This is a genomic window from [Clostridium] ultunense DSM 10521 (assembly GCF_000511955.1).
GTDB lineage: Bacteria > Bacillota > Clostridia > Tissierellales > Tepidimicrobiaceae > Schnuerera > Schnuerera ultunensis.
In genome coordinates this window covers 675099-698125 of record NZ_AZSU01000003.1, presented here as the reverse complement: position 1 = coordinate 698125, position 23027 = coordinate 675099, and the positions used below count along the sequence as shown (strand labels likewise).

The following is a 23027-nucleotide window of genomic DNA, read 5'->3' as shown; positions in this document are numbered from 1 at the left end:
GGATTCTTTACCATTTTAGGAAGTAAAATGGGGCTAATAAATGCGATAAACACTCTACTAAATACAGCCTATGATTTACTCATGAACACAGTATTTAAAATAATGGCCATAGCAGTAATAGCAGGAGCAGTAGCTAGTATTTTAACGGAATTTGGGGTTATTTCACTAGCGAATAAATTATTATCTCCTTTGATGAAGCCTCTCTACGGTCTTCCTGGGGCAAGTGTAATAAGTATATTTACAACCTATTTATCAGATAATCCAGCAGTATTGACTTTAGCTGAAGACAGAAGATTTCGTAGATATTTCAAAAAATATCAATTACCAGCACTAACTAATATTGGTACCTCCTTTGGTATGGGACTAATCGTTACTATTTTTATGATGGGGCTAACTAGCCCTAGCGGAGAAAATTTTATCTTAGCAGCAATTATCGGTAATATTGGTGCAATAATCGGCAGTATAGTTTCGGTCCGTTTAATGCTTCTACATACTAAAAAAGTATATGGAACGGAACTTGAAGCCGAAGAATCACATGGAAACGAATATGATATAGTAGAGTACCGTGAAGTTAGAGAAGGCAATATAGCTGAAAGAATAATGGATACCATTCTAGAAGGGGGAGCTTCTGGAGTAAAGGTAGGTTTTGCAATAATTCCAGGAGTATTGATTATATGCAGTATTGTTATGATTTTATCAAATAGTGTCCCGGAAACTGGAGTGTATACAGGGGCTGCTTATGAGGGAGTAAACTTTCTTCCTTGGATTGGAGAAAAGATTAGTTTCATAACCACTCCTCTTTTTGGATTTACCTCTGCAGCTGCTATATCTGTACCTATTACTGCTTTAGGAGCAGCTGGTGCAGCTATAGGCATAGCATCAACTATGGTTAGTACTGGATTAGCTCATGGTAATGATGTGGCAGTATTTACAGCTATGTGTATGTGTTGGAGCGGATATTTAAGTACTCATGTGGCTATGATGGATGGTTTAAACTTTAGAAACCTAACAGGGAAAGCCATATTCAGTCATACCATAGGCGGAATATGTGCAGGAATTGCTGCAAATTGGATTTATAAATTAGTAATGGTATTTATGTAGAAAAAACCTTCCATATCCAGATAAATCAATTTTAGAATATGGAAGGTTTTTTTAATTATAAGATTCCAAGATAATTACCAATATTAGCTTCTTCATCTATAACACCTTTAATTTTAGAAGTTTTACAACTCATAATAACGGTAACCCCTGGACCGTGACCAGATTTAATACAATCGCTGTGGACTATGACACCGATGGAAATAGAACCTTCTAAATATTGTCTACCATTAGTATTGTCACAATCCTTAAGTAGAACTAAATCGCCAAATCTTAGTTTGTTTATCCCAAACTTTTCATTGGCATTCTTGTCTCCAGTCATAATATCGTAGTCTCCAGAAAAGGCAGTAGCACCTCCTACTCCGGAACCCATTAGATAAGCAGGTATTTCTGTAACCACAGGAACTTCCAGAATTCCTTTTGAATTTTCTTTAATATTTAATTTTTCAAATAGGCGAGGATCTATATTCATACATTTAATATCCTCATATCCCTCTATAGCTAAACCTTGTCCATAAGCTTTAACTAAAATAGTGTCTCCAATAGCCATATTCTCCAAATCTTCGTCTCCAAAGTAGATTAAAGTATGGTCAACCCCGCCATGCATACCCGTTACAAAACCTTTGGCACCTTTTGCATTACCAGTTATAACTTGAGCTTCATTACCTATACATGCTAAAAGCATTAATGCTTTGTTGTCTGGTGTATTATCGTTTTTGATACTAACACCAGGCTCAATATGATCTCCTACCCATTTCATACAAGAATCCCCAACTTTTACATTGTAACAAATGCCACCAGTTGCTGGAAGTATATGAGCCAAACCTTCCTGATCAATCCTATAAGGATTGTTGCTAGTAGCAGGGCTTGATATTTGACCTTGCACTGATTGAATCACTAGTTTGTCTTTATTCGTTTTAATCATGAATTAGGCCTCCTTTAAATTGCTAATAGTAAATATATTGTATCATTATTAGGATATTTGTTCTACAATTTTGAAAATATTAGTACAACTATCTTATTGACAAGTTGAGACCTCTTATGTAATATTGTATTACAAAGGAGGTTTTTTTCATGTCGAAGGATCTAGAAATTGGAAAAAAGATAAAAACAATTAGAAAAGAAAAAAGATTAAGCCAATCAAAAGTAGTAGAAAAACTTATACAAAAAGATATAAATATGAGTAGAGAAACATTAAGTAAAATTGAAAATAACAATAGATCCATTTCTGCCATAGAATTAAAAGCAATATCAGAAGTACTAAATATGGAAATAGGTGATTTCTTTGACGAAGAAGAACCAGAAGATTTAGTGACATTTTTTAGAAAGAGAAATTTCTCTAAAGAATCATTAAAAGAAATATCTAAGTTTCAAGATATGGTAAGAATACTTTTGAACCACGAGAAAATATATAAAGGAGAATAATAATAGATAGTTGTTAAGGAAGGATGAGAAATTTTGGAGAAAATAAATATTCCAGATGAATTATTTAGACTTAAGATAAAAGAATTAGCAGAAGAAGTAAGGATTAAATTTGCTAAAAAAGGACTGGCTGATATATTTGATATTCTTTCAGAAACAGCATTTTTGATTAGAAAACCTTTAGATATTGAAGGACTTTCTGGATTTATTACTCATTTAGATAAACGATTCATAGTATATTTAAACAGTAGTTTCACCTTAGGCCACGAACGATATACAGGAGCCCATGAACTATACCATATAATATATAATGAAGGTATACTAAAAAAGGAAAAAATTTTTTTAGACAAACAAAAACACAAAGAAGAAGAGACAAAAGCCGATGTATTTGCTGCAGAATTTCTAATGCCGGAAGACTATGTGAAGGAGATATTTTATAAATTTGTAAATGTAGATAAAAAAGAAATCAAACCTAAACATATAGTGCGAATGCATAACTTTTTCAAGGTAAGCTATAAAGCAATGCTAAAAAGGCTTATACAACTCAACCTTTGCTCATTGAATAAATACTCGGAACTTATTGATATTGCATCTCTAGAAAACAAAGATAAACTTCAATCTTTAACCAAAGAAGAAGGATATAGTATTAACTTAATTGTTCCATCTAAAGAAAACTATATCCCTAAAGAATATTTAATATACATTAAAGCTAATTATGAAAATAAGAAGATATCCTATAATGAGTTAGAAAAAACCCTAGATTTTATTGGGCTGACTCCAGAAGAACTAGGATATGTAGAAAATAAAATATAATCTAGAGGAAAGCCTAAGCTTTAAGCAGAGGCTTTTTTTATGCGGCAATAAAAAAGTAATGAAATAATACGAATGACTATAAATGTTGACAATCATAGAAAAATAATGTAATATAAAATTACGGAAGGAGGGTATGAATGAAAAAAATAACTATGTTATTAATCTTATTATTAATTACAAATTTAAACTTAGCAGGATGTGGACACAAAGAAGAAATTGAGGATCCTGGACAAGATGAAGAATTGGTAGAGCTAGATGAAGAGGAATCAGAAAAAGGAATAACAGTAGATAAAAATTTATTAAATGTAGAAATAACTTTACCTTCGTCATTGGTAGGAGATTTAAATGATTTTAATGAGGAAGAATATCTTTCAGAAAATGAAGGTATTAAAGCAGCAAAGGTTAATGAAGATGGATCATTAACATTATCTATGTCGAAGGGAAAACATGAAGAATTAATGAATGAAATGGAGAAAGAAGTAGAATTATCTTTTTCTGAGCTAATCGAATCGGAGGATACACCTTATATAAAAGAAATAAAATATACTACAGGTTTTAGGGAGGTAAAATTAATTGTAGATAGGGAAGAATATGAAAATGCTTTCGATTTAACACCTCTTTTGGTTGGTGTAACTGTAGGTATGTATCAAGTATATGGAGGAATGGAGTACAAAACAACTGTGATAATTGAAGATATAAGTACAGGGGATGAAATTAATTTAGTAACATATCCAGATGCACTTGAGGAATGAAATAGTAAAGTAAGATAATACATTTTTGAGGGGGATGAGGAATGAAAATAAATTTTAAAGAATGGAGTTTTGGAGGAAAACTTATATTTATTTCTGCTATCATAGCAATTTTATCATTATTCATGAGTTGGGTAGATGCTGGGATAGTCAGGGCTTCAGGATTTCAACAGCAAGGATATATATTTTTAGTATTATACATATATCCAATTTTTAAATTATTAAAGGGAGTTAAAATGAATAAACTAATAGGCTTAATATGTAGTATACTTTCAGTTATTAGCGGTATAGTATTTCTTAATACAAAAAATGTAGATTTATTTGGTAGTACTGTAAACGCAGCTGGAACTGGTTTATATCTTTTTATAATAGCTTCTATAATGTTAACTATTGGAGTTATAAAATATAAAGCAAATCAAGTGGAGGATATAGATAGTCTAATATAACTAGTAAAATAAAGTTTTTAAGGAGGGATTATGTGAAAAAAATTATACTTATGTTTATATTAATCATCTCTATAACTTTAGTAGGGTGTAATAGTGGTAAAATTGAAGAAAGACCAGAAACCAATACTAAAGAAAATGTAAACGATGAGATAGAAGAAGATAAATCAGAAGAAATTGAAGACGTAGCAGCTGAAGAAATACCTATTCATCCTGACGATATTATGCTAGATATAACAATATTAGAGCCTGACAGTATTGGAAATGTATATATGGAAGCAACTTTTACAAATAATTCAAAATACCCTATTACAGGTTATTCAGCTAAAGTGTTATTAAAGGATAAGAATGATACAACATATCTAAGTACTTACGATACAGTTATGCCAGGAGAAACATCACCAAAATTTGAATCTTTTGGTCCTGAAACTCAAGAATCAGATGATTATGAAATACTGACTTTAGAAGTAACCGCAAGAACGGAAGATGGCAATAATCTATACATAGACTATGATTTCAAACTAGGGGAAGCTAATTGGTGGGAAGGCAGCAATGATTAAAATAATAAAACTTACATGTGCCATGATGGTGCTTAAAACAGACTATATTAAAACAAACTTAAATATTATGCAATACAATATTATGCAAATGAACTTATATCTCAAAAAAAGATGGATATAATGAAATTTGGAATAAGAAAACCAAGCATAAAAAAGAGAATAGGTGCCAGAACTAGCATCAAAACTAGAAATTAATCTTAAAACAATATATGTACCTACCAATTATCGTGATGGAGACATTGGAAAGGAATTTGTTATAGAATTAGAAAGGTTTATAAAATCAAGCACAGGTAATAAAGAGTGGCAGTAAGTATAATATATCTATCTCCAATATAGAACCAAAAGCCTAAGTTATGTTACTTAGGCTTTTGTTGGTTGATATATTTATGTTTGACAATATTCAAAATATTCGCTACAATTAAATTAAAAATACGAAGTACATTAAACAAATCAAGAATTCAATTCTAAATAGCAACAAGAACAACTACAAAAGAAAATCAATTACAATAATATTTTTCTATTAAATTCATATCTTATAATATCACTTAGAATAATCAATTAAATATCCAACTTCATAAAATTATATCCATTTACCTACCTAGGGGGTGATTTCTATAGATTAGGTTAATTATCTGTGAATTTTTATAAGAAAAAACTAAAATCATTAATGGAGGGATGATTATGGATAAAATTATATATCCTTACATACCTAATTCAGCACCTGAAGTTAAAAAACAAATGTTAGAAGAATTAGGATTAAAGGATGTAGAGGAAATCTATGCGGAAATTCCTGAACATTTAAGGTTTAAAGATGAAATGGATTTACCTGAACCTCTCTTATCAGAATATGAACTAAAAAGGCATGTTGAAGAGATTTTAGCTCAGGATAAGGATTGTAAGGAATATTTAAATTTCCTAGGGGGGGGAACCTGGCAACATTATGTGCCGGAAGTATGTGATACTATTAATTCGAGGGACGAATTTCTCACAGCCTATGTGGGAGCTGCCTATGCAGATCATGGTAAATATCAAGCTATGTTCGAATTTACCAGTATGTTAGGAGAGCTATTAGATTTTGATGTTGTAAGTACTCCAACATATGACTGGGGAATGGCAGCAGGTTATGCCATAAGAATGGCAGCTAGGATGACAGGAAAGAATGAAGTATTAATCCCTAAAACCATATCACCTGATCGCTACCTATGTATTAAAAACCTTTGTAAACCGACCATTAGAATTAAATTAATACAATATGATAGGAAAACGGGTTTACTAGATTTAGAAGATTTAAAAGCCAAGATATCAGATAAAACAGCAGCTGTCTATTTTGAAAACCCATCTTATCTTGGATTTATAGAAACTCAGGGAGAAGAAATCTCAAGAATAACCCATGAAAAAGATGCCATAAGTATAGTCGGAGTAGATCCAAGTTCACTAGGAGTATTGGAACCTCCAAGTCATTATGGAGCAGACATAGCCTGCGGAGAACTACAACCTTTAGGCATCCACATAAATGCTGGAGGAGGTCTTGCTGGATTCATAGCTTCTCGGGATGAAGAAAAATATGTTGCTGAATACCCTACCCAACTTTGGGGAATAACGGAAACCACTAGGGAAGGAGAATATGGATTTGGAGATGTAAGTTTTGAAAGAACGTCTTATGCATCAAGGGAAAATGCTAAGGATTTTTTAGGTACTCAAACCGCTTTATGGGGTATAACAGCAGGAGTATATCTTGCGTTAATGGGGCCAAAAGGTATGCAAGAATTAGGAGAAGGAATAATGCAAAGGGTAGATTATGCTCAAAAGGTATTAAGTAAAATCCCAGGAGTTAAGGTACCTTTGTTAAGTTCAATAAATTTTAAAGAATTTATAGTGAATTTTGATGCAACTGGCAAAAAAATATCCGAAATAAATAGAGATCTATTGGATTATGGAATATTTGGCGGAAAAGACCTTTCCAAAGAGTTTCCAGAACTAGGCAACAATGCTCTATATTGTATTACAGAAATTCATACTAAATCGGATATAGATAGATTAGCAGATGCCCTTAAGAAAGTATTAGCGTAAAATTCTGAATGATAAGGGAGGTATTAATATGGCAAAGTTAAAGATACGGGAAAATTACCATCAAGCTAGATGGGATGAACCCATTATATATGAACTTTCAACACCTGGAGAAAGGGGGATATTGGTTCCTCAACCGGAGAAGGAGATAAAAGATGAATCAGGGGATATATTATCTAGCCTACCAGAAAATATGCGACGAAAAGATAAACCTAATTTACCTGAAATATCTCAAAAACATGTGTTAGCCCATTATTTACATCTTTCTCAAGAAACTTTAGGTTCTAACTTAAACAATGATATAAGTCAGGGTACTTGTACTATGAAATATAATCCTAGAATTAATGAAAAATTAGCAACCCTTATTCAGCACGTACATCCGTCCCAAGATGAAAATACTATGCAGGGAATATTAAGTATTTACTATAGATTTGAAAACTTTTTAAAAGAAATATCGGGAATGGATAGATTCACATTGCAGCCTGGTGGAGGTTCTCATGCAGTATATACAGCTGCATCGATAATTAGAGCCTACCATGAATCAAAGGGTGAACTAGAGCAGAGAAATGAGGTTATAACTACAATATTCTCACATCCCTGCGATGCTGCAACACCAGCTACTGCAGGTTTTAAGGTCATAACATTATTTCCAAACGAAGAAACTGGGATTCCAGATATAGAGGCTTTAGAGGAAGCTGTATCTGAACGTACTGCAGCGGTATTTATAACCAATCCAGAAGATACAGGAATCTATAATAAGGATATTGATGAATTTGTTAGAATAGTCCATGAAGCCGGAGCCCTATGTTTCTATGACCAGGCAAATGCCAATGGTATGTTAGGCATTGCTAGGGCTAGGGAAGCTGGTTTTGATATGTGCCATTTCAATGTTCATAAAACCTTTGGTACACCTCATGGTTGTTCAGGGCCTGGTACAGGAGCTTTGGGGGTTAGGGACTATTTAGCTCGATTTTTACCAATTCCTACAGTAGAATTTAATGGAGAAAAATATTACCTTGATTATGATAGACCTGAAAGCATTGGAAAGGTAAGAGGATTCTTCGGAGTTGCACCAGTAGTTCTAAAAGCATATAGTTGGGTAATGATGCTAGGTGCTGAAGGCCTGAAAGAAGTAGCTGAAATCTCTGTATTAAACAATAATTATTTACAGAAGAAGATAGAGGATATCCCAGGAGTAGATGTTTGGTATGCTAGAGGCCGTCATCGATTAGAACAAGTAAGGTACAATTGGATTGAACTAGAAAAGGAAACAGGAGTAGGTACTGACGATATAATGCGTAGAATAGGAGATTATGGTATACAACATTACTGGACTAGTCATCATCCTTGGGTAGTACCAGAACCATTTACCCTTGAACCTTGTGAAACTTACTCAAAGGCAGATCTTGATGAATATGCAGCAGTATTAGAGAGAATAGCGGAAGAGGCCAGAAAAGATCCAGAGCTTGTGAAAGCTTCCCCACATAAATGTGCAAGTAATGTAATAGTAAAACCAGAAGAATTAAACGATCCAGATAAATGGGCAGTAACTTGGCGAGCATATTTAAAAAAACATAGAAAAGAATAAATGTTAATAACTTATATATCGCCTGCGAAAGCCTGCAGACTTTTGCAGGCGACAAAAATCTACTATTTAAGGAGGTGAAAATTTGAAATTAGGATTCATAGTAAACCCCATTGCAGGCATGGGAGGCAAAGTAGGCTTGAAGGGTACTGATGGAAAAGAAGTCTTAGAAAAAGCTCGCCAATTAGGTGCATATCCCGAAGCACCAGAGAAGGCTAAAAAAGCTTTGAAAATTCTAATTTCTCTTATTGATCAAATTGAAATCATAACTTGTCCTGGAAGCATGGGAGAAGATGAAGCTACCCAATTAGGATTTAAATCTATAATTATAGGTGATAGAAAAACTAATGTAGGGCCTGAGGATACAGAAGAAGCAGCAAGTAAGATGCTAGAAATGGGCGTTGATCTATTGCTTTTCGCTGGGGGAGATGGCACTGCAAGAAATATTTATAATGTAATTGGCGACAAGCTACCAGCCATTGGTATACCAGCAGGAGTAAAGATTCATTCAGCAGTTTATGCTAACCATCCCAGAAGTGCAGGAGAAGTGGCATTAAAGTATCTAAAAGGTGAACTTAAAACAATAAGGGAAGCTGAAGTAATGGATATTGATGAAGAAGCCTATAGAGAAGGACAAGTGACAGCAAAACTATATGGCTATATGAAAGTGCCTTATGAACGCCAATTAGTCCAGAGCCTTAAAGCAGGAAGACCAGAACAAGAAGAATCTGCAAGAAAATCAATAGCAGACAGGATAGTATCTGAAATGGAACCAGATATCTTTTATATTATAGGATCTGGAACCTCTACAAGACCTATTATGGAAAAACTAGGATTACCTAATACCCTTCTAGGCATAGATATAGTAAAAAATAAAAAACTTGTAGCTTCCGATGTTGGTGAAAAAGATATATTAAAGATAATAAATGGTAAAAAAGCCAAAATCATCGTCACAGTAATTGGAGGCCAAGGATATATATTCGGTAGAGGCAATCAACAGTTAAGTGGAAATGTCATAAAAATGGTAGGAAAAGATAATATACGTATTATAGCTACAAAAAACAAAATCATATCCTTAGGAGGACAACCAATCTTAGTAGACACTGGTGACGATGAGGTAAATAAGATGTTCAATAGATATATGAGAATATTGACAAGTTATAATGAAGAAATTATCTATAAAGTCAAAGGATTATAACTAGAAACCACCGAATAATAGGTGGTTTTTCTTTTATTGTAAGTTATAAAGAGAAACTTTACATTACAATAAATAAGTTATAAGAATTCATCTGTTTTCCAATCTATAATGATTCGGTATTTTTTGTGTCAAAAAAGTCGAGCATAGTAAAAGCAACTTTGGTATTATGTAGATATGGAAGGAGGAAGGTGATGTTAAACGAATTAAACCATGTGATTGACTATATTGAAGAGCGTTTAACAGATGATCTATCTCTAGAAGAAATTTCTGAATATGCTGGGGTTTCTGATTATCATTTTAGAAAGATATTCTTTTACATTTCAGGATTGACTCTTAGTGAATATATCAAAAACAGAAGATTATCGGAAGCTAGTATGGATTTATTACATGGAGAAAAAGTAACAGATGTTGCTTTTAAATATGGTTACCAATCAATAGATGGCTTTACTCGAGCATTTAAAAAGTGGAGTGGTTTTTTGCCTTCAGAAGTGATAAAAAAAGGCATTAGCAAAACTTTTCCTAAACTTTCATTTGTCATAACTGTTAAGGGAGGAATTAATATGGAATTTAGAATCGAAGAAAAACCAGCGTTTAATTTAGTCGGCGTTAGTAAACGTGTCCCAATGCAATTTGAAGGTGTCAATAATGAGATTGTAAAACTAGCAGAAAGTATAACAGACGAACAAAGAGAAGAAATGCACTCTCTTCAAAATATGGAACCTTATGAAATCGTCAATGCTTCTTATGAGGCAGACGCTAATTTTTTAAAAGAAGAAGGAGATTTAACCCATCTTATAGGTGTTTTAACGACTGAAAATCAAGTAAGCGACCTATTAGAAAAGGTGCCAGTTGATGCATATACTTGGGCTGTTTTCCCAAATGAAGGTCCATTTCCTTCAACATTACAAGAAACAATGGCAAAAGTGTATTCAGAATGGCTTCCATCTTCCAACTATGAAGTAATCAATGCTCCTGCTTTTTCTTTTACTAAAATGGATAAAGACAAAAAAGATTATGCTTATAGTGAAGTTTGGATTCCTGTCCGTAGAAAAACTAAATAAGTACAAATCATTGCAATATACTCCCTTTAAGGTAGACTGATTAAAAAATAGGTATCTTGAAGGGAGTATTTAAAATTTAATATTTAAAAGATAAGAAGGGCTAAGCCCTTATATTATTGTGAATATAAAATGTGCTATAATAGCACTGAATATCGAGACTAATTGACATATATTCAAATATTATGTAATATAATATTACATTACATTACATAAATAATTATATATTAGAAAAGAGGATGGATATAATGAAATTTGGAATGAGAAAACCAAGTATAAAAAAGAGAATAGGTGCCAGAACCAGCATCAAAAGACAAATAGTCCACAGGGGCGGCTTTAAAATGCCAAGAGGATATGGCTGGGTAAGAAATCCTAGAAAATATGCATACAATAAAGTATATAATAGGACTACTTTTGATATATTTAAAGTCCTGAAAAAGTTATTTAAATAGGGAATTGTGGAAGGAGAAATTAAAGATTTGTAGAATATTATAATATAATCTGGAAATTTGAAGGGGAAGGGGATATATGATATCTAGGACTAAGTACCCGTTTATGGTAGAATATTCATATACTATGTCATTAAAAAGTAGGTGATACTATGGAGATTATAAACAATGTGGATAAACTATTGGGGGATGATTTGAAAAATACTATGGAAAAAGATGCAAAAATGTCTATTGCTGCAGCTTATTTTTCCATTTATGCCTATGAAGCCTTAAAAAAAGAATTAGAACAAATAGAAGAACTTAGATTTATTTTCAATTCACCTACCTTTATAAAAGATAAAATAGAGAAGGAGAAGAGAGAATTTTATATACCAAAGCGAAATAGGGAAATAAGTATATATGGAACAAAATTTGAAATAAAACTAAAAAATGAACTTACACAAAAAGCTATAGCTAAAGAATGTAGCAAGTGGATAAAGGAAAAGGTTACTTTTAAATCTAATAAGACCCACGGGTATCTGCCAAGTTTTATTAATATTAGAAATGGCGAAAAGCAAACTACATATATGCCTATACAAGGATTTAGCACTGTAGATTTAGGATATGAAAGAGGAAATTATATAGCAAATATAATAAATAAATCTAGTGATCATAATTTTACCCAAACCTATATCGAACTATTCGAACAGGTTTGGGATGATGATGAAAAGATGGAAGATATAACTTTAGAGGTAGTGGAGTATATATCTACCGTGTATAAGGAAAACTCTCCTGAATTCATCTATTTTGTCATACTATACAATATCTTTAATGAGTTTTTAGAAGATCTTAATGAAGACCTTCTTCCAAATGAAGCTACTGGATTTAAAGAAACGGAGATATGGAATAGGCTTTATAGTTTTCAAAAAGATGCAGTTATAGGGATTATCAACAAACTCCAAAAATATCATGGATGTATACTTGCAGATAGTGTAGGATTGGGAAAAACTTTTACTGCATTGGGAGTAATAAAGTATTATGAATTAAGAAATAAAAATGTGTTGGTACTATGTCCTAAAAAACTATCGGAAAATTGGCTTACTTATAGGGAAAACTATACCAATAATATCCTTTATAAAGATAGATTTAATTATGATGTTCTTTATCATACGGATTTATCTCGGGATAGTGGTAGCACCAACGGTATTGATCTAGAAAGACTTAATTGGGGGAATTACGACCTACTAGTAATCGATGAATCCCACAATTTTAGAAATAATGATCCAGTAAAGGGTAGGGAAACTAGATACCAAAGACTTATGAGAAAAGTAATAAGAACTGGAGTAAAAACAGATGTGTTAATGTTATCTGCAACTCCTGTAAACAATAGATTTAACGATTTAAAGAACCAATTGGCTCTAGCCTATGAAGGCAATCCCTTTAATATAAATAAAAAACTTAATACAGAAAGAGGCATAGACGAGATATTTAAAAGAGCTCAGTATTCCTTTAATAAATGGTCTAAGATGCCCAATAATGAAAGAACAACAGAAGTACTTTTAAACATGTTGGATTTCGACTTTTTTGAACTACTTGATAGTTTAACTATTGCCCGTTCAAGAAAACATATACAGAAATTCTATGATACCAGCGAAATAGGTGATTTTCCTAAAAGGCTAAAACCCATATCCCATTTTTGCAATCTTACAGAACGTCCAGATGTAATTGGATATGATACAATTTACAAGGAGTTATCCAGGTTGAATTTAAGCCTATATGCACCTTTTAACTATATCCTACCTAGCAAGATGAGATTCTATGAAAACAAATATGATACTGTAGTTAAAGGTGGACTTAGTAGCTTAAAGCAATCGGATAGAGAGCAGAGCCTACAAACTCTAATGAGGATTAATTTGTTAAAAAGACTAGAAAGCTCTGTAGATGCCTTTAGGATAACCCTATCCAAGATGTTAGAGAAGATAGATATAACTATTCAACAAATAGATAAATTTGATAACTATGTGTCCAATCAACTTACATCCTATCGAGAGATTAAAAACATTGACTTGGATGAGGATGATTGGCTAGATGAGGAATTCAGTATAGGAGATAAAGTGAAAATCAACCTTTCCGATATGGATAGGATTTCATGGAGGGAAGACTTGTCCCATGATAGGGATATAATTATATATTTACTTCAAGAGATGGAGAAGGTAACACCAGAACATGATCAAAAATTATATACTTTAAAAAATATCATAAAAGAGAAGATAAATAATCCAATAAACAAAGACAATAAAAAGATAATCATATTTACTGCTTTCTCTGATACTGCAGACTATTTATATGAACAAATTTCCCAATATGCTTTAAATGAGTTTAATCTCCATACAGCAAAAGTAGTAGGTTCTGATGAAAACAAGGCCACATTAAATATAAGAATGGATTTACATACTATACTCACTTGTTTTTCTCCTATATCCAAAGAAAAGGATTTGATCATGCCTCATATAGAAGGTGAAATAGATATACTTATAGCCACAGATTGTATTTCAGAGGGGCAAAATCTTCAAGATTGTGATTATCTAATTAATTATGATATTCACTGGAATCCTGTCAGGATAACCCAAAGATTTGGACGAATTGATAGGATTGGTTCAAAGAACAAAGTTATCCAATTGGTCAATTTTTGGCCTAATATGACTTTAGACGAATACATAAATCTTCGAGAAAGAGTAGAGGATAGAATGGAGATAGTCAACATAACCGCTACTGGAGATGACAATGTGCTATCCAACAAATCTTCAGATTTAGAATATAGAAAGGAACAGTTAAGCAGACTACAAAATGAAGTTTTAGACTTAGAAGATATAAACACAGGTGTATCTATTACAGATTTAGGATTAAATGATTTTAGAATGGATTTAGTAAGTTATATAGAGAAAAAAGGAGACCTAGACCATGTTCCTAATGGAATGCATACGGTAATAAATAGCGATGAAGAAAGGGGAATATATCCTGGAGTTATTTTTGTACTAAAGAATATAAATGATGATATAGATATAAATAAAAAAAATCATCTATATCCTTTCTATCTAATTTATATTGATTACAATGGTGAGGTAATTGTAGATCATATAAAAGTGAAAAAAATACTAGATATATTAAGGATTGGATGTAAAGGAAAAGATGAACCCATTAAGGAAGCTTATAAACCTTTTAATAAAGAGACTAAAGATGGAAAAAAGATGGACAAGTATTCAAAACTTTTGGAAGATGCCATTAATTCCATAATGGATGTAAATGAAGAGTCGGATATAGATAGCCTCTTTAGTGCAGGGGGAACTACAGCATTATTAGAGTCCATAGAAGGATTAGATGATTTTGAACTAATATCTTTTGTTGTTATAAGGTAGGTGAAATCATGATAAGTTTACCAGATAGGGCTTTACTTAATAGGCGAATACCTAAGGCGAAATTCTATGAACAGATAGGGGTAGATTCTAAACTGGAAAGAAAATTCATAGATGAGATAGATAATATAATTTGGAAGTATAAACTATCTCAAGAAACTACAAACTTGAAGCCTACAAAGAAAGTAGAGGAAATCCAAGTACTTGAAATAAGCTTAAAGGAGAAGTATATTTCTAAGGAGGTCCTTGAAAATATAGATAGGGTAATTCCCTATCCCATACTTTACATTTTAAAATATAAAGATAATATTAAACTAGCCATAGCCTATAAGGAAAGGAACAAGATAGATGAAAACAAAATGGTAGTCCACTCCTATTATCAATCGGAATGGATAAAAGAATATGAATTGGCTGTAGACATACTAAAGGGTTTAAGTTTAGAAGATGTATATGACAATCTTTTAAGACAATTAATCCCTATAGAAAATACACTAGAAGATGATATAGAAAAACTAATAAAATTAAATGAAAAACAGGAAAGCTTAAAAAAAGAGATAGAAAAATTAGAAAAAAAGGTCAAAAGGGAAAAACAATTTAATAGAAAAGTAGATTTAAATATAGAACTTCAAAAGAAGAAAAAGGAATTGGAAGAACTTTTAGATAAAAATTAAACTATGTAATTTTAAATTGACCCTAGTATATACTATGTATATACTATAAGTAGAGGTGATATTATGTATACAACAATACAAAAATGGGGCAATAGTCAAGGAGTTAGATTGCCCAAGGTAATACTTGAAATGGCTAATCTTAATGAAAACGACACTGTGGAATTAAAAGTAGAAAATGGAAAGGTGATAATTTCACCTGTGAAAGAGCATAGAACTCTAAAAGAAAGAATAGCAGAATATGAAGGAGATTATAGACCCCATGAATGGGATACAGGTCCTTCTGTAGGAAAAGAGGTATAAGTTATGGCATATATACCAAAACAAGGAGATATTATTACAATCGATTTTAATCCTCAAACGGGACATGAACAAAAAGGGAGAAGACCCGCCTATGTCATAAGTAGCTATACTTTCAATCAATTTACCAAAATGGCTATAGTATGCCCAATAACGAACACAAATAAGGGTTTCCCTCTTCATGTTCCTCTAGATGAAAGGACAAGTACAACTGGAGTAATCATGTGTGAACAGGCAAAATCCTTAGATATCGTAGCAAGGAGAAGTTCTTTTGTAGAAAAATCTCCTCAGGAGATATTAGATGAGGTAATTGATATTTTTATAGGGTTTATTGAATAGATATTTTGAAGGAGGACGAATAATGGACAAGCTTAAAATGAAATCAAGGGATTTGACAAAGGAGAATATAGAAAAAATAGCAGAACTTTTCCCCAATGTAGTTACAGAAATAAAAGATGAAAAGGGGAATGTTACGAAAGCCATAGATTTTGAACTATTACAACAAGAATTATCTGATGAAATAGTAGAAGGAAATAAGGAAAGGTACCAATTAACCTGGCCAGGCAAAAAAGAGGCTATAGTTACAGCAAATACCCCTATAGATAAGACCTTAAGGCCAGTAAAAGAAGATAGCCTAAATTGGGAAACAACAGAAAATTTGTATATAGAAGGGGATAATCTAGAAGTACTGAAACTGTTACAAGAATCCTACTTAGGTAAAATAAAATGTATTTACATAGACCCGCCCTACAATACAGGGAATGATTTTATATATAAGGATAAATTTGTACAAGATGAAGATGAATACCTTGAAGAAACTGGACAGGTAGATGAGGAAGGGAATAGATTATTTCAAAATAGAGAATACAGAGGAAGATACCATAGTGATTGGTTATCTATGATGTATCCAAGGCTAAAATTAGCTAGAAACCTACTTAGTGAAGATGGGGTAATATTTATATCCATTGATGATAATGAGGTCCATAATTTAAGGAAGATTTGTGATGAAATATTTGGGGAGAGGAATTTTGTAGCAAATATTATATGGGAAAGAGCCTATGCACCAGTGAATTTAAAAAAACACTTCTCTGAAAATCACGACTATATAGTGTCGTATGCCAAAAATATTGGGGATTTAGTTTGTAAGGGCTTAAAAAGAAGTGACGAAGCAGATGCTCGGTACCAGAATCCAGATAATGACCCTAGGGGACCTTGGACCTCAAGTGATTTATCAGTAGGTCCTATCGTGCAAGAGAAGATTTATGAAATAATTACACCTAGTGGTAGACGTGTATTACCACCCGAGGGGTATTGTTGGAGATACACAAGGGAAAGATTTGAAGAAATGCTGAATGATAACAGAATTTGGTTTGGTGAAAATGGAGATAATGTCCCTAGGATAAAGAGATTTTTATCAGAAGTAAAAAGTACGGTAACTCCTATGACTATATGGAAACATAAGGAGGTAGGACATTCCCAAGAGGCGAAACGTGAATTAAATAAACTGTTTGATGGGAAAGCATATTTTGACTATCCAAAATCAGTCAAGTTGATAAAAAGAATCTTAGAATTATATACCGATAAAAACTCCATCATCCTCGACTTTTTCTCAGGTTCAGCAACTACGGCCCATGCAGTTATGGATCTAAATGCAGAAGATGGTGGTAATAGAAAATACATTATGGTTCAGTTGCCAGAGCCAACAGATGAAAAATCAGAAGCTTACAAGGCAGGATATAAAAACATTGCAGAGATAGGTAAGGAAAGGATAAGAAGGGCTGGGAAGAAAATTAAAGAAGAAACAGGTGCAGATATAGACTATGGATTCAGGGTGTATAGGGTAGATTCTTCTAATATGAAAGATGTATTTTATCGCCCAGATGAAATAGAGCAAGACATGTTAGAAAGATTAGAGTCTAACATAAAAGAAGATAGGACTGGTCTTGACTTACTTACCCAGGTAATGCTGGAGCTTGGTTTAGAACTATCCTTGCCTATAAAAAGTAAGGAAATCCAAGGGAAAGAAGTTTATTTTGTAGCAGAAAATTCTCTAGTAGCCTGTTTTGAAGAAGGGGTAAATGAGGAATTAATCAAAGAAATAGCCAAGACTAAACCCCTAAAAGCAGTATTCAGGGATAATTCATTTAAATCCTGTCCCGATAAGATAAATTTGGAAGAAATATTTAAGTCAATATTTCCTAATACAGAAATTAGGGTTTTATAGGGAGGGATATGAATGAAAATAAAGTTTAAGGAACAAAAATTTCAGATAGATGCAGTTCAGTCGGTAGTGGATTGTTTTAAAGGCCAGCCCCGTGGTACTTCTAAATTTACATTAGATAGGGGCAGGGTCAAAGGAGATATAGTAGGACAGACTTATTTTCTTCATGAAGAAGGCTTTAAAAACAAACCAATAACTATATCTGAGGAAGAAGTACTAGAAAATATTAGAAAGGTACAAGCAAATAATGGTTTGAAACCCTCTGACAAGCTAGAGGGGAAGTACAACTTAACTATCGAGATGGAGACAGGGGAACGTGTAATAATAGTGATGGGTGCAATATGTGTTATAAAATCAAGGGTTTCAGGAACTTTAAACAAATATATTTCGTGCATTGCTTAGAGTAATTAGGATATGATTGTTTTAAGCGGTGCATGAGGGACAAGAATATTAATGAATAAAAAATATAAGTATAAATCCAATGGAAATATCGATGAGAACTTACCTCTGAGCAAAGTCGTATTAGATATAGATGGAGAAAGATTAGCCCTGAAAAAACTATTTCAGAAGAACATTGGGTAGACCACCCTGGGCGGTGGTCTTTTTGTTAGTTGTATTGTTATTATATATCTAATCTAAATTAATATTTCTGTTCTAATATGTTCAAAAATTTGTCTAATTCTCTTTCTTCCATATGAAAACCATGCTTATCTTCTGGATATCCCCCAGTTCGAACATCATGAGCCCAAGCGCCATAAGCAGAAGTCGCCCATTTAAAGAAATCTGCATAAGCTTTGGCATGAGAAGCTAGTGAAGGCATCATATTAAATGTATCAAAGTCAACCATTTCAGAGCCATCTGCAGCTCCACCTGCACAAACTGCTACCACAGGAACTCGTAATTTCTTTGCAATTGCATTAGTAACTTCGATAGGTGTTAATTCAATGGTCATACCCATCATACCATTTTCTTGATATTCATAAGCCTGTCGGAAAACCTTCATAGCATCTTCAGCAGTCAGACCCAAACGCTTATATCCACCATGCCTACTGGTTTGCCAGCCAGATAAAGCGCCTACATGACCAAAGACTACTAAATGGTTATCTGCCATATACTTCAAAGTCTCATTACTTACACCCATAGGAAGAAGAGAGTCTGCCCCATTAGCCATGTATTATATTGATCCATACTTTAGTGCAGCTTCCTTGGAGTAAAATGTTGGAGTCTGCATATAAAAGTTGATGTGAATAATCTTTGCAGCTTCACGCACTGTTCTAATCCACCAGGGTGCATTTGCGATTTGCATCTCAACATTCTCACCGGGAACAGTCAATCGGCATATATCAACTCCAGCCATCTCAGCGGCCATTGTAAAATACTTATCTCTATCCACTGGACACATCTGAACAATCTTTTCACCACTATCCTTCATTTGCTGGAGGTATGCGATTGATTTCCTTCCTTTTTTCATTTTAGATGCACGAATTTCTTTTTTATCTTCCTTAGTAATTTCAATACTTTTCTTGTCATTTTCAGTTGTCATAGATACCATTCCCCCTTTTTAGTTTGCTTACTACCAACATAAATAAAAGATATTTGAGACAAGTATGGAGGGAATTGTATGAATACTAGCTTAAATATCCCTTGGAAAGAAATTTATAACTTTATTCTTTCTTGTGGAAATATGAATGAAATAAAATCCTTTTCAGTATCTATTCTGTCTAATCTTACTAAACTATGCCACTTCGATCAATCCCTTATTTATTTTTTAGATGGAAACAGGAAGATATGTAATCAGTATCTGATAAATATTGACAAGCAATGGAGTACAATATATCTTGAATATNTCATACCTATTTCTTGATATCATAAGCCTGTACGGAAAACCTTCATAGCATCTTCAGCAGTCAGACCCAAACGCTTATATCCACCATGCCTACTGGTTTGCCAGCCAGATAAAGCGCCTACATGACCAAAGACTACTAAATGGTTATCTGCCATATACTTCAAAGTCTCATTACTTACACCCATAGGAAGAAGAGAGTCTGCCCCATTAGCCATGTATTATATTGATCCATACTTTAGTGCAGCTTCCTTGGAGTAAAATGTTGGAGTCTGCATATAAAAGTTGATGTGAATAATCTTTGCAGCTTCACGCACTGTTCTAATCCACCAGGGTGCATTTGCGATTTGCATCTCAACATTCTCACCGGGAACAGTCAATCGGCATATATCAACTCCAGCCATCTCAGCGGCCATTGTAAAATACTTATCTCTATCCACTGGACACATCTGAACAATCTTTTCACCACTATCCTTCATTTGCTGGAGGTATGCGATTGATTTCCTTCCTTTTTTCATTTTAGATGCACGAATTTCTTTTTTATCTTCCTTAGTAATTTCAATACTTTTCTTGTCATTTTCAGTTGTCATAGATACCATTCCCCCTTTTTAGTTTGCTTACTACCAACATAAATAAAAGATATTTGAGACAAGTATGGAGGGAATTGTATGAATACTAGCTTAAATATCCCTTGGAAAGAAATTTATAACTTTATTCTTTCTTGTGGAAATATGAATGAAATAAAATCCTTTTCAGTATCTATTCTGTCTAATCTTACTAAACTATGCCACTTCGATCAATCCCTTATTTATTTTTTAGATGGAAACAGGAAGATATGTAATCAGTATCTGATAAATATTGACAAGCAATGGAGTACAATATATCTTGAATATTATTCAAAACTGAAAATGGATGTTATGGTCTGAAAAAAGATATAAGAGAAAATCCTTCTGAGCCTACTATCAATATCAGAGTATGGGAAGAGGAGCCTTCTACTGATTTTGTTCCTAATTATATCCGCTCACGTGGTATTAAGTATTCTCTTGGATTTGCTTTATTCGATATTAATGGTATTCCTAGAACCATCTTTGCATTAGATAAGATAAGAGACGAAAACTTTACAGAAGAAGAATTGTTGATATTGAATTTAGCAATTCCACATTTAAACAATCTGCATAAAAACTTTTTTTATCAGCAGACAAGTCGAAAAGGAATAGATCAAATTTCTTGGGAGACCACAGATCTTACCGATAGGGAAATTGAAATTACAAATCTGCTATGTCAAGGGCTTTCGCCAGGCAATATTAGCAAATCACTTTGTATCTCACTATCTACAACAAATAAACATATTGCTAATATCTATGAAAAAATGAATGTTTCTTCAATACAAGAACTTCTAGTACGCATACTGACATAAATTGTTACATTTTATTTTCTGATATATGAAATCCTCCTAGTAAAATCTCATTTTGTTTTATTGAGATTTTATAGGAGGATTATTTTGATTATCTATATAAACCAATATCAAACTAATGTGTTATTCCTTTTTTGGACCAGGCACACATCCTTCTATGGTATAACTCCACGGTTTATCTTGATAACTAAACATCGATCCACCGTCAACATCTATTGTTTCACCAACTATGAAATTAGACATAGATGTACACATTGCAAATACTACAAGTGCAATCTCATCAGGATTCAAAGCCATTGGTGTCTCTCTGCCATATTTACTTCTTTCCTCAGCTAATTCCTGTCCATAAAGTCCAATAGCCTCTGAATTATTGGTAAATGCCCCTGCTGTAAGCATACCTCCTGGAGCAACACAGTTTACACTAATTCCATATTGGCGTAACTCCTTTGCAATACCTTTTGTCATACTTACAATTGCACCCTTTGCAGCATTATAGTGTGTCATCATTCCTACTTTTGGTGCATCAGAGCCTTTGTAGGCAACAGAAGAAATAAAAACAATTTTCCCCTTTATCTTTTGCTTTACCATAACACGAGCTGCTGCCTGAGCAATAAAATATTCACCTTTCAAATCCGTATTGATAACAGTATCAAATGCTTCCTCTGGCATGTCCAAGAATGAATACATTGACCAAGTTGCCGCATTTGCAACTACAATATCCACCCTACCGTACTGTTTTACTGTATAATCAACAAGATCATAACAATCCGAAACTTTACTTACATCCGTTTGAAACCATTTTACTTCTAGTTTTCGAGCTCTAAACTCCTCTTCTGCTTTTTTTCCAGTACTTTCTTTCCTTGATGCAATTACAACACTGGCACCAGCCTCTGCTAGTCTATTTGCGATGTTGTAACCGAGTCCAGTAGCACCACCTGTTACAATAGCTACCTTACCAACCATATCATCACAGAACACTTCCGAAAGACTGCGAATATTCTCTGTACTTTTTGCTGCCATATCGAAAATCGCTTTAGCATCCATATAATACGAGCCTCCTCAATTTATGAATAGTCTTAAATTAGTATTTTTGTTCTAATATGTTCAAAAACTTGTCTAATTCTCTTTCTTCCATATGAAAACCATGCTTATCTTCTGGATATCCCCCAGTTCGAACATCATGAGCCCAAGCGCCATAAGCAGAAGTCGCCCATTTAAAGAAATCTGCATAAGCTTTGGCATGAGAAGCTAGTGAAGGCATCATATTAAATGTATCAAAGTCAACCATTTCAGAGCCATCTGCAGCTCCACCTGCACAAATTGCTACCACAGGAACTCGTAATTTCTTTGCAATTGCATTAGTAACTTCGATAGGTGTTAATTCAATGGTCATACCCATCATACCATTTTCTTGATATTCATAAGCCTGTCGGAAAACCTTCATAGCATCTTCAGCAGTCAGACCCAAACGCTTATATCCACCATGCCTACTGGTTTGCCAGCCAGATAAAGCGCCTACATGACCAAAGACTACTAAATGGTTATCTGCCATATACTTCAAAGTCTCATTACTTACACCCATAGGAAGAAGAGAGTCTGCCCCATTAGCCATGTATATTGATCCATACTTTAGTGCAGCTTCCTTGGAGTAAAATGTTGGAGTCTGCATATAAAAGTTGATGTGAATAATCTTTGCAGCTTCACGCACTGTTCTAATCCACCAGGGTGCATTTGCGATTTGCATCTC

General features: G+C 33.3%; 27 protein-coding genes. 20 read left to right on the top strand and 7 right to left on the bottom strand.

The window, feature by feature from the left end:
* Positions 1-1101: CD0519/CD1768 family membrane protein (locus CUL_RS0110650; protein WP_025641642.1), on the top strand; the 1101-nt coding region annotated here is incomplete at its 5' end.
* Between the two features lie 55 nt (positions 1102-1156).
* Here the strand turns inward: CUL_RS0110650 and CUL_RS0110645 are convergent.
* Positions 1157-2023 (bottom strand): DUF4438 domain-containing protein, encoded by an 867-nt coding sequence (locus CUL_RS0110645; RefSeq protein WP_025641641.1) that lies wholly within the window; start codon positions 2021-2023, stop codon positions 1157-1159.
* A gap of 149 nt (positions 2024-2172) precedes the next feature.
* Between CUL_RS0110645 and CUL_RS0110640 the strand changes: the two genes are divergently transcribed.
* The 17 genes from CUL_RS0110640 to CUL_RS19750 all read left to right on the top strand — a co-directional run bounded on the left by CUL_RS0110640 (position 2173) and on the right by CUL_RS19750 (position 18425).
* Positions 2173-2523, top strand: coding sequence for a helix-turn-helix domain-containing protein (locus CUL_RS0110640; RefSeq protein ID WP_025641639.1), 351 nt, complete (start codon positions 2173-2175; stop codon positions 2521-2523).
* 33 nt (positions 2524-2556) lie between these two features.
* Positions 2557-3333 carry an ImmA/IrrE family metallo-endopeptidase gene (locus CUL_RS0110635; protein WP_025641638.1) on the top strand — a complete coding sequence of 259 codons (777 nt, stop codon included), beginning with the start codon at positions 2557-2559 and terminating at the stop codon, positions 3331-3333.
* A gap of 137 nt (positions 3334-3470) precedes the next feature.
* Positions 3471-4085 carry a hypothetical protein gene (locus CUL_RS0110630; RefSeq protein WP_025641636.1) on the top strand — a complete coding sequence of 205 codons (615 nt, stop codon included), beginning with the start codon at positions 3471-3473 and terminating at the stop codon, positions 4083-4085.
* Between the two features lie 41 nt (positions 4086-4126).
* A complete protein-coding gene (locus CUL_RS0110625) occupies positions 4127-4528 on the top strand; it encodes a hypothetical protein (RefSeq protein WP_025641634.1) in 402 nt (133 codons plus the stop codon).
* A 32-nt stretch (positions 4529-4560) separates the two neighbouring features.
* Positions 4561-5085: a hypothetical protein gene (locus CUL_RS0110620; protein WP_025641633.1), complete on the top strand. Its 525-nt coding sequence runs from the start codon at positions 4561-4563 to the stop codon at positions 5083-5085.
* Between the two features lie 163 nt (positions 5086-5248).
* On the top strand, positions 5249-5395 hold the full coding sequence (locus CUL_RS19755; protein WP_157752649.1) for a hypothetical protein: 147 nt from the start codon (positions 5249-5251) through the stop codon (positions 5393-5395).
* 371 nt (positions 5396-5766) lie between these two features.
* Positions 5767-7155, top strand: a complete 1389-nt coding sequence (gene gcvPA, locus CUL_RS0110605) for an aminomethyl-transferring glycine dehydrogenase subunit GcvPA (protein WP_025641631.1) — start codon at positions 5767-5769, stop codon at positions 7153-7155.
* A 28-nt stretch (positions 7156-7183) separates the two neighbouring features.
* The gene (gene gcvPB, locus CUL_RS0110600) at positions 7184-8740 is read left to right on the top strand and encodes an aminomethyl-transferring glycine dehydrogenase subunit GcvPB (RefSeq protein ID WP_025641629.1); all 1557 of its coding nucleotides are present in this window, start codon (positions 7184-7186) and stop codon (positions 8738-8740) included.
* Between the two features lie 82 nt (positions 8741-8822).
* Positions 8823-9935 (top strand): ATP-NAD kinase family protein, encoded by a 1113-nt coding sequence (locus CUL_RS0110595; RefSeq protein WP_025641627.1) that lies wholly within the window; start codon positions 8823-8825, stop codon positions 9933-9935.
* A 191-nt stretch (positions 9936-10126) separates the two neighbouring features.
* Positions 10127-10996, top strand: coding sequence for an AraC family transcriptional regulator (locus tag CUL_RS0110590; RefSeq protein WP_025641626.1), 870 nt, complete (start codon positions 10127-10129; stop codon positions 10994-10996).
* A gap of 245 nt (positions 10997-11241) precedes the next feature.
* Complete coding sequence (locus CUL_RS0110585; protein ID WP_025641623.1) at positions 11242-11445, top strand: hypothetical protein; 204 nt, start codon at positions 11242-11244, stop codon at positions 11443-11445.
* Between the two features lie 149 nt (positions 11446-11594).
* Positions 11595-14837, top strand: coding sequence for a helicase-related protein (locus CUL_RS0110580; RefSeq protein WP_025641621.1), 3243 nt, complete (start codon positions 11595-11597; stop codon positions 14835-14837).
* An 8-nt stretch (positions 14838-14845) separates the two neighbouring features.
* Positions 14846-15505 carry a DUF4391 domain-containing protein gene (locus CUL_RS0110575; RefSeq protein ID WP_025641619.1) on the top strand — a complete coding sequence of 220 codons (660 nt, stop codon included), beginning with the start codon at positions 14846-14848 and terminating at the stop codon, positions 15503-15505.
* A gap of 63 nt (positions 15506-15568) precedes the next feature.
* Entirely contained in the window at positions 15569-15805 is a 237-nt protein-coding gene (locus tag CUL_RS0110570; RefSeq protein ID WP_005584637.1) for an AbrB/MazE/SpoVT family DNA-binding domain-containing protein, read from the top strand.
* A 3-nt stretch (positions 15806-15808) separates the two neighbouring features.
* Positions 15809-16141 carry a type II toxin-antitoxin system PemK/MazF family toxin gene (locus tag CUL_RS0110565; protein ID WP_025641616.1) on the top strand — a complete coding sequence of 111 codons (333 nt, stop codon included), beginning with the start codon at positions 15809-15811 and terminating at the stop codon, positions 16139-16141.
* Positions 16142-16163: 22 nt separating this feature from the next.
* Positions 16164-18026: a site-specific DNA-methyltransferase gene (locus CUL_RS0110560; RefSeq protein ID WP_025641614.1), complete on the top strand. Its 1863-nt coding sequence runs from the start codon at positions 16164-16166 to the stop codon at positions 18024-18026.
* Positions 18027-18038: 12 nt separating this feature from the next.
* Positions 18039-18425 (top strand): hypothetical protein, encoded by a 387-nt coding sequence (locus CUL_RS19750; RefSeq protein WP_025641606.1) that lies wholly within the window; start codon positions 18039-18041, stop codon positions 18423-18425.
* 238 nt (positions 18426-18663) lie between these two features.
* Here the strand turns inward: CUL_RS19750 and CUL_RS0110545 are convergent, their stop codons facing one another.
* The 4 genes from CUL_RS0110545 to CUL_RS0110525 form a co-directional block, all read right to left on the bottom strand.
* Entirely contained in the window at positions 18664-19194 is a 531-nt protein-coding gene (locus CUL_RS0110545) for a 3-methyl-2-oxobutanoate hydroxymethyltransferase (protein WP_025641604.1), read from the bottom strand.
* 3 nt (positions 19195-19197) lie between these two features.
* The gene (locus CUL_RS0110540; protein WP_025641598.1) at positions 19198-19566 is read right to left on the bottom strand and encodes a beta/alpha barrel domain-containing protein; all 369 of its coding nucleotides are present in this window, start codon (positions 19564-19566) and stop codon (positions 19198-19200) included.
* A gap of 323 nt (positions 19567-19889) precedes the next feature.
* Positions 19890-20024, bottom strand: a complete 135-nt coding sequence (locus CUL_RS19925) for a hypothetical protein (protein WP_269077323.1) — start codon at positions 20022-20024, stop codon at positions 19890-19892.
* A gap of 63 nt (positions 20025-20087) precedes the next feature.
* Positions 20088-20456: a beta/alpha barrel domain-containing protein gene (locus tag CUL_RS0110525; protein ID WP_025641598.1), complete on the bottom strand. Its 369-nt coding sequence runs from the start codon at positions 20454-20456 to the stop codon at positions 20088-20090.
* Positions 20457-20534: 78 nt separating this feature from the next.
* Between CUL_RS0110525 and CUL_RS0110520 the strand changes: the two genes are divergently transcribed.
* Positions 20535-20792: a hypothetical protein gene (locus CUL_RS0110520; protein ID WP_025641596.1), complete on the top strand. Its 258-nt coding sequence runs from the start codon at positions 20535-20537 to the stop codon at positions 20790-20792.
* A 206-nt stretch (positions 20793-20998) separates the two neighbouring features.
* Positions 20999-21283: a helix-turn-helix transcriptional regulator gene (locus CUL_RS20200; RefSeq protein ID WP_157752647.1), complete on the top strand. Its 285-nt coding sequence runs from the start codon at positions 20999-21001 to the stop codon at positions 21281-21283.
* Positions 21284-21403: 120 nt separating this feature from the next.
* Here the strand turns inward: CUL_RS20200 and CUL_RS0110510 are convergent, their stop codons facing one another.
* Positions 21404-22324: an SDR family NAD(P)-dependent oxidoreductase gene (locus CUL_RS0110510; RefSeq protein ID WP_025641592.1), complete on the bottom strand. Its 921-nt coding sequence runs from the start codon at positions 22322-22324 to the stop codon at positions 21404-21406.
* Positions 22325-22361: 37 nt separating this feature from the next.
* Positions 22362-23027: 3-methyl-2-oxobutanoate hydroxymethyltransferase (locus tag CUL_RS19165; protein WP_236616455.1), on the bottom strand; the 666-nt coding region annotated here is incomplete at its 5' end.

Bases quoted from the DNA above. Each gene is read 5' to 3' on its own strand.
- CUL_RS0110645 (WP_025641641.1), bottom strand. From the start codon at position 2,023: ATGATTAAAACGAATAAAGACAAACTAGTGATTCAATCAGTGCAAGGT.
- CUL_RS0110640 (WP_025641639.1), top strand. From the start codon at position 2,173: ATGTCGAAGGATCTAGAAATTGGAAAAAAGATAAAAACAATTAGAAAA.
- CUL_RS0110630 (WP_025641636.1), top strand. From the start codon at position 3,471: ATGAAAAAAATAACTATGTTATTAATCTTATTATTAATTACAAATTTA.
- CUL_RS0110625 (WP_025641634.1), top strand. From the start codon at position 4,127: ATGAAAATAAATTTTAAAGAATGGAGTTTTGGAGGAAAACTTATATTT.
- gcvPA (WP_025641631.1), top strand. From the start codon at position 5,767: ATGGATAAAATTATATATCCTTACATACCTAATTCAGCACCTGAAGTT.
- gcvPB (WP_025641629.1), top strand. From the start codon at position 7,184: ATGGCAAAGTTAAAGATACGGGAAAATTACCATCAAGCTAGATGGGAT.
- CUL_RS0110590 (WP_025641626.1), top strand. From the start codon at position 10,127: ATGTTAAACGAATTAAACCATGTGATTGACTATATTGAAGAGCGTTTA.
- CUL_RS0110585 (WP_025641623.1), top strand. From the start codon at position 11,242: ATGAAATTTGGAATGAGAAAACCAAGTATAAAAAAGAGAATAGGTGCC.
- CUL_RS0110580 (WP_025641621.1), top strand. From the start codon at position 11,595: ATGGAGATTATAAACAATGTGGATAAACTATTGGGGGATGATTTGAAA.
- CUL_RS0110575 (WP_025641619.1), top strand. From the start codon at position 14,846: ATGATAAGTTTACCAGATAGGGCTTTACTTAATAGGCGAATACCTAAG.
- CUL_RS0110570 (WP_005584637.1), top strand. From the start codon at position 15,569: ATGTATACAACAATACAAAAATGGGGCAATAGTCAAGGAGTTAGATTG.
- CUL_RS0110565 (WP_025641616.1), top strand. From the start codon at position 15,809: ATGGCATATATACCAAAACAAGGAGATATTATTACAATCGATTTTAAT.
- CUL_RS0110560 (WP_025641614.1), top strand. From the start codon at position 16,164: ATGGACAAGCTTAAAATGAAATCAAGGGATTTGACAAAGGAGAATATA.
- CUL_RS19750 (WP_025641606.1), top strand. From the start codon at position 18,039: ATGAAAATAAAGTTTAAGGAACAAAAATTTCAGATAGATGCAGTTCAG.
- CUL_RS0110545 (WP_025641604.1), bottom strand. From the start codon at position 19,194: ATGGCTAATGGGGCAGACTCTCTTCTTCCTATGGGTGTAAGTAATGAG.
- CUL_RS0110540 (WP_025641598.1), bottom strand. From the start codon at position 19,566: ATGACAACTGAAAATGACAAGAAAAGTATTGAAATTACTAAGGAAGAT.
- CUL_RS19925 (WP_269077323.1), bottom strand. From the start codon at position 20,024: ATGGCAGATAACCATTTAGTAGTCTTTGGTCATGTAGGCGCTTTATCT.
- CUL_RS0110525 (WP_025641598.1), bottom strand. From the start codon at position 20,456: ATGACAACTGAAAATGACAAGAAAAGTATTGAAATTACTAAGGAAGAT.
- CUL_RS0110520 (WP_025641596.1), top strand. From the start codon at position 20,535: ATGAATACTAGCTTAAATATCCCTTGGAAAGAAATTTATAACTTTATT.
- CUL_RS0110510 (WP_025641592.1), bottom strand. From the start codon at position 22,324: ATGGATGCTAAAGCGATTTTCGATATGGCAGCAAAAAGTACAGAGAAT.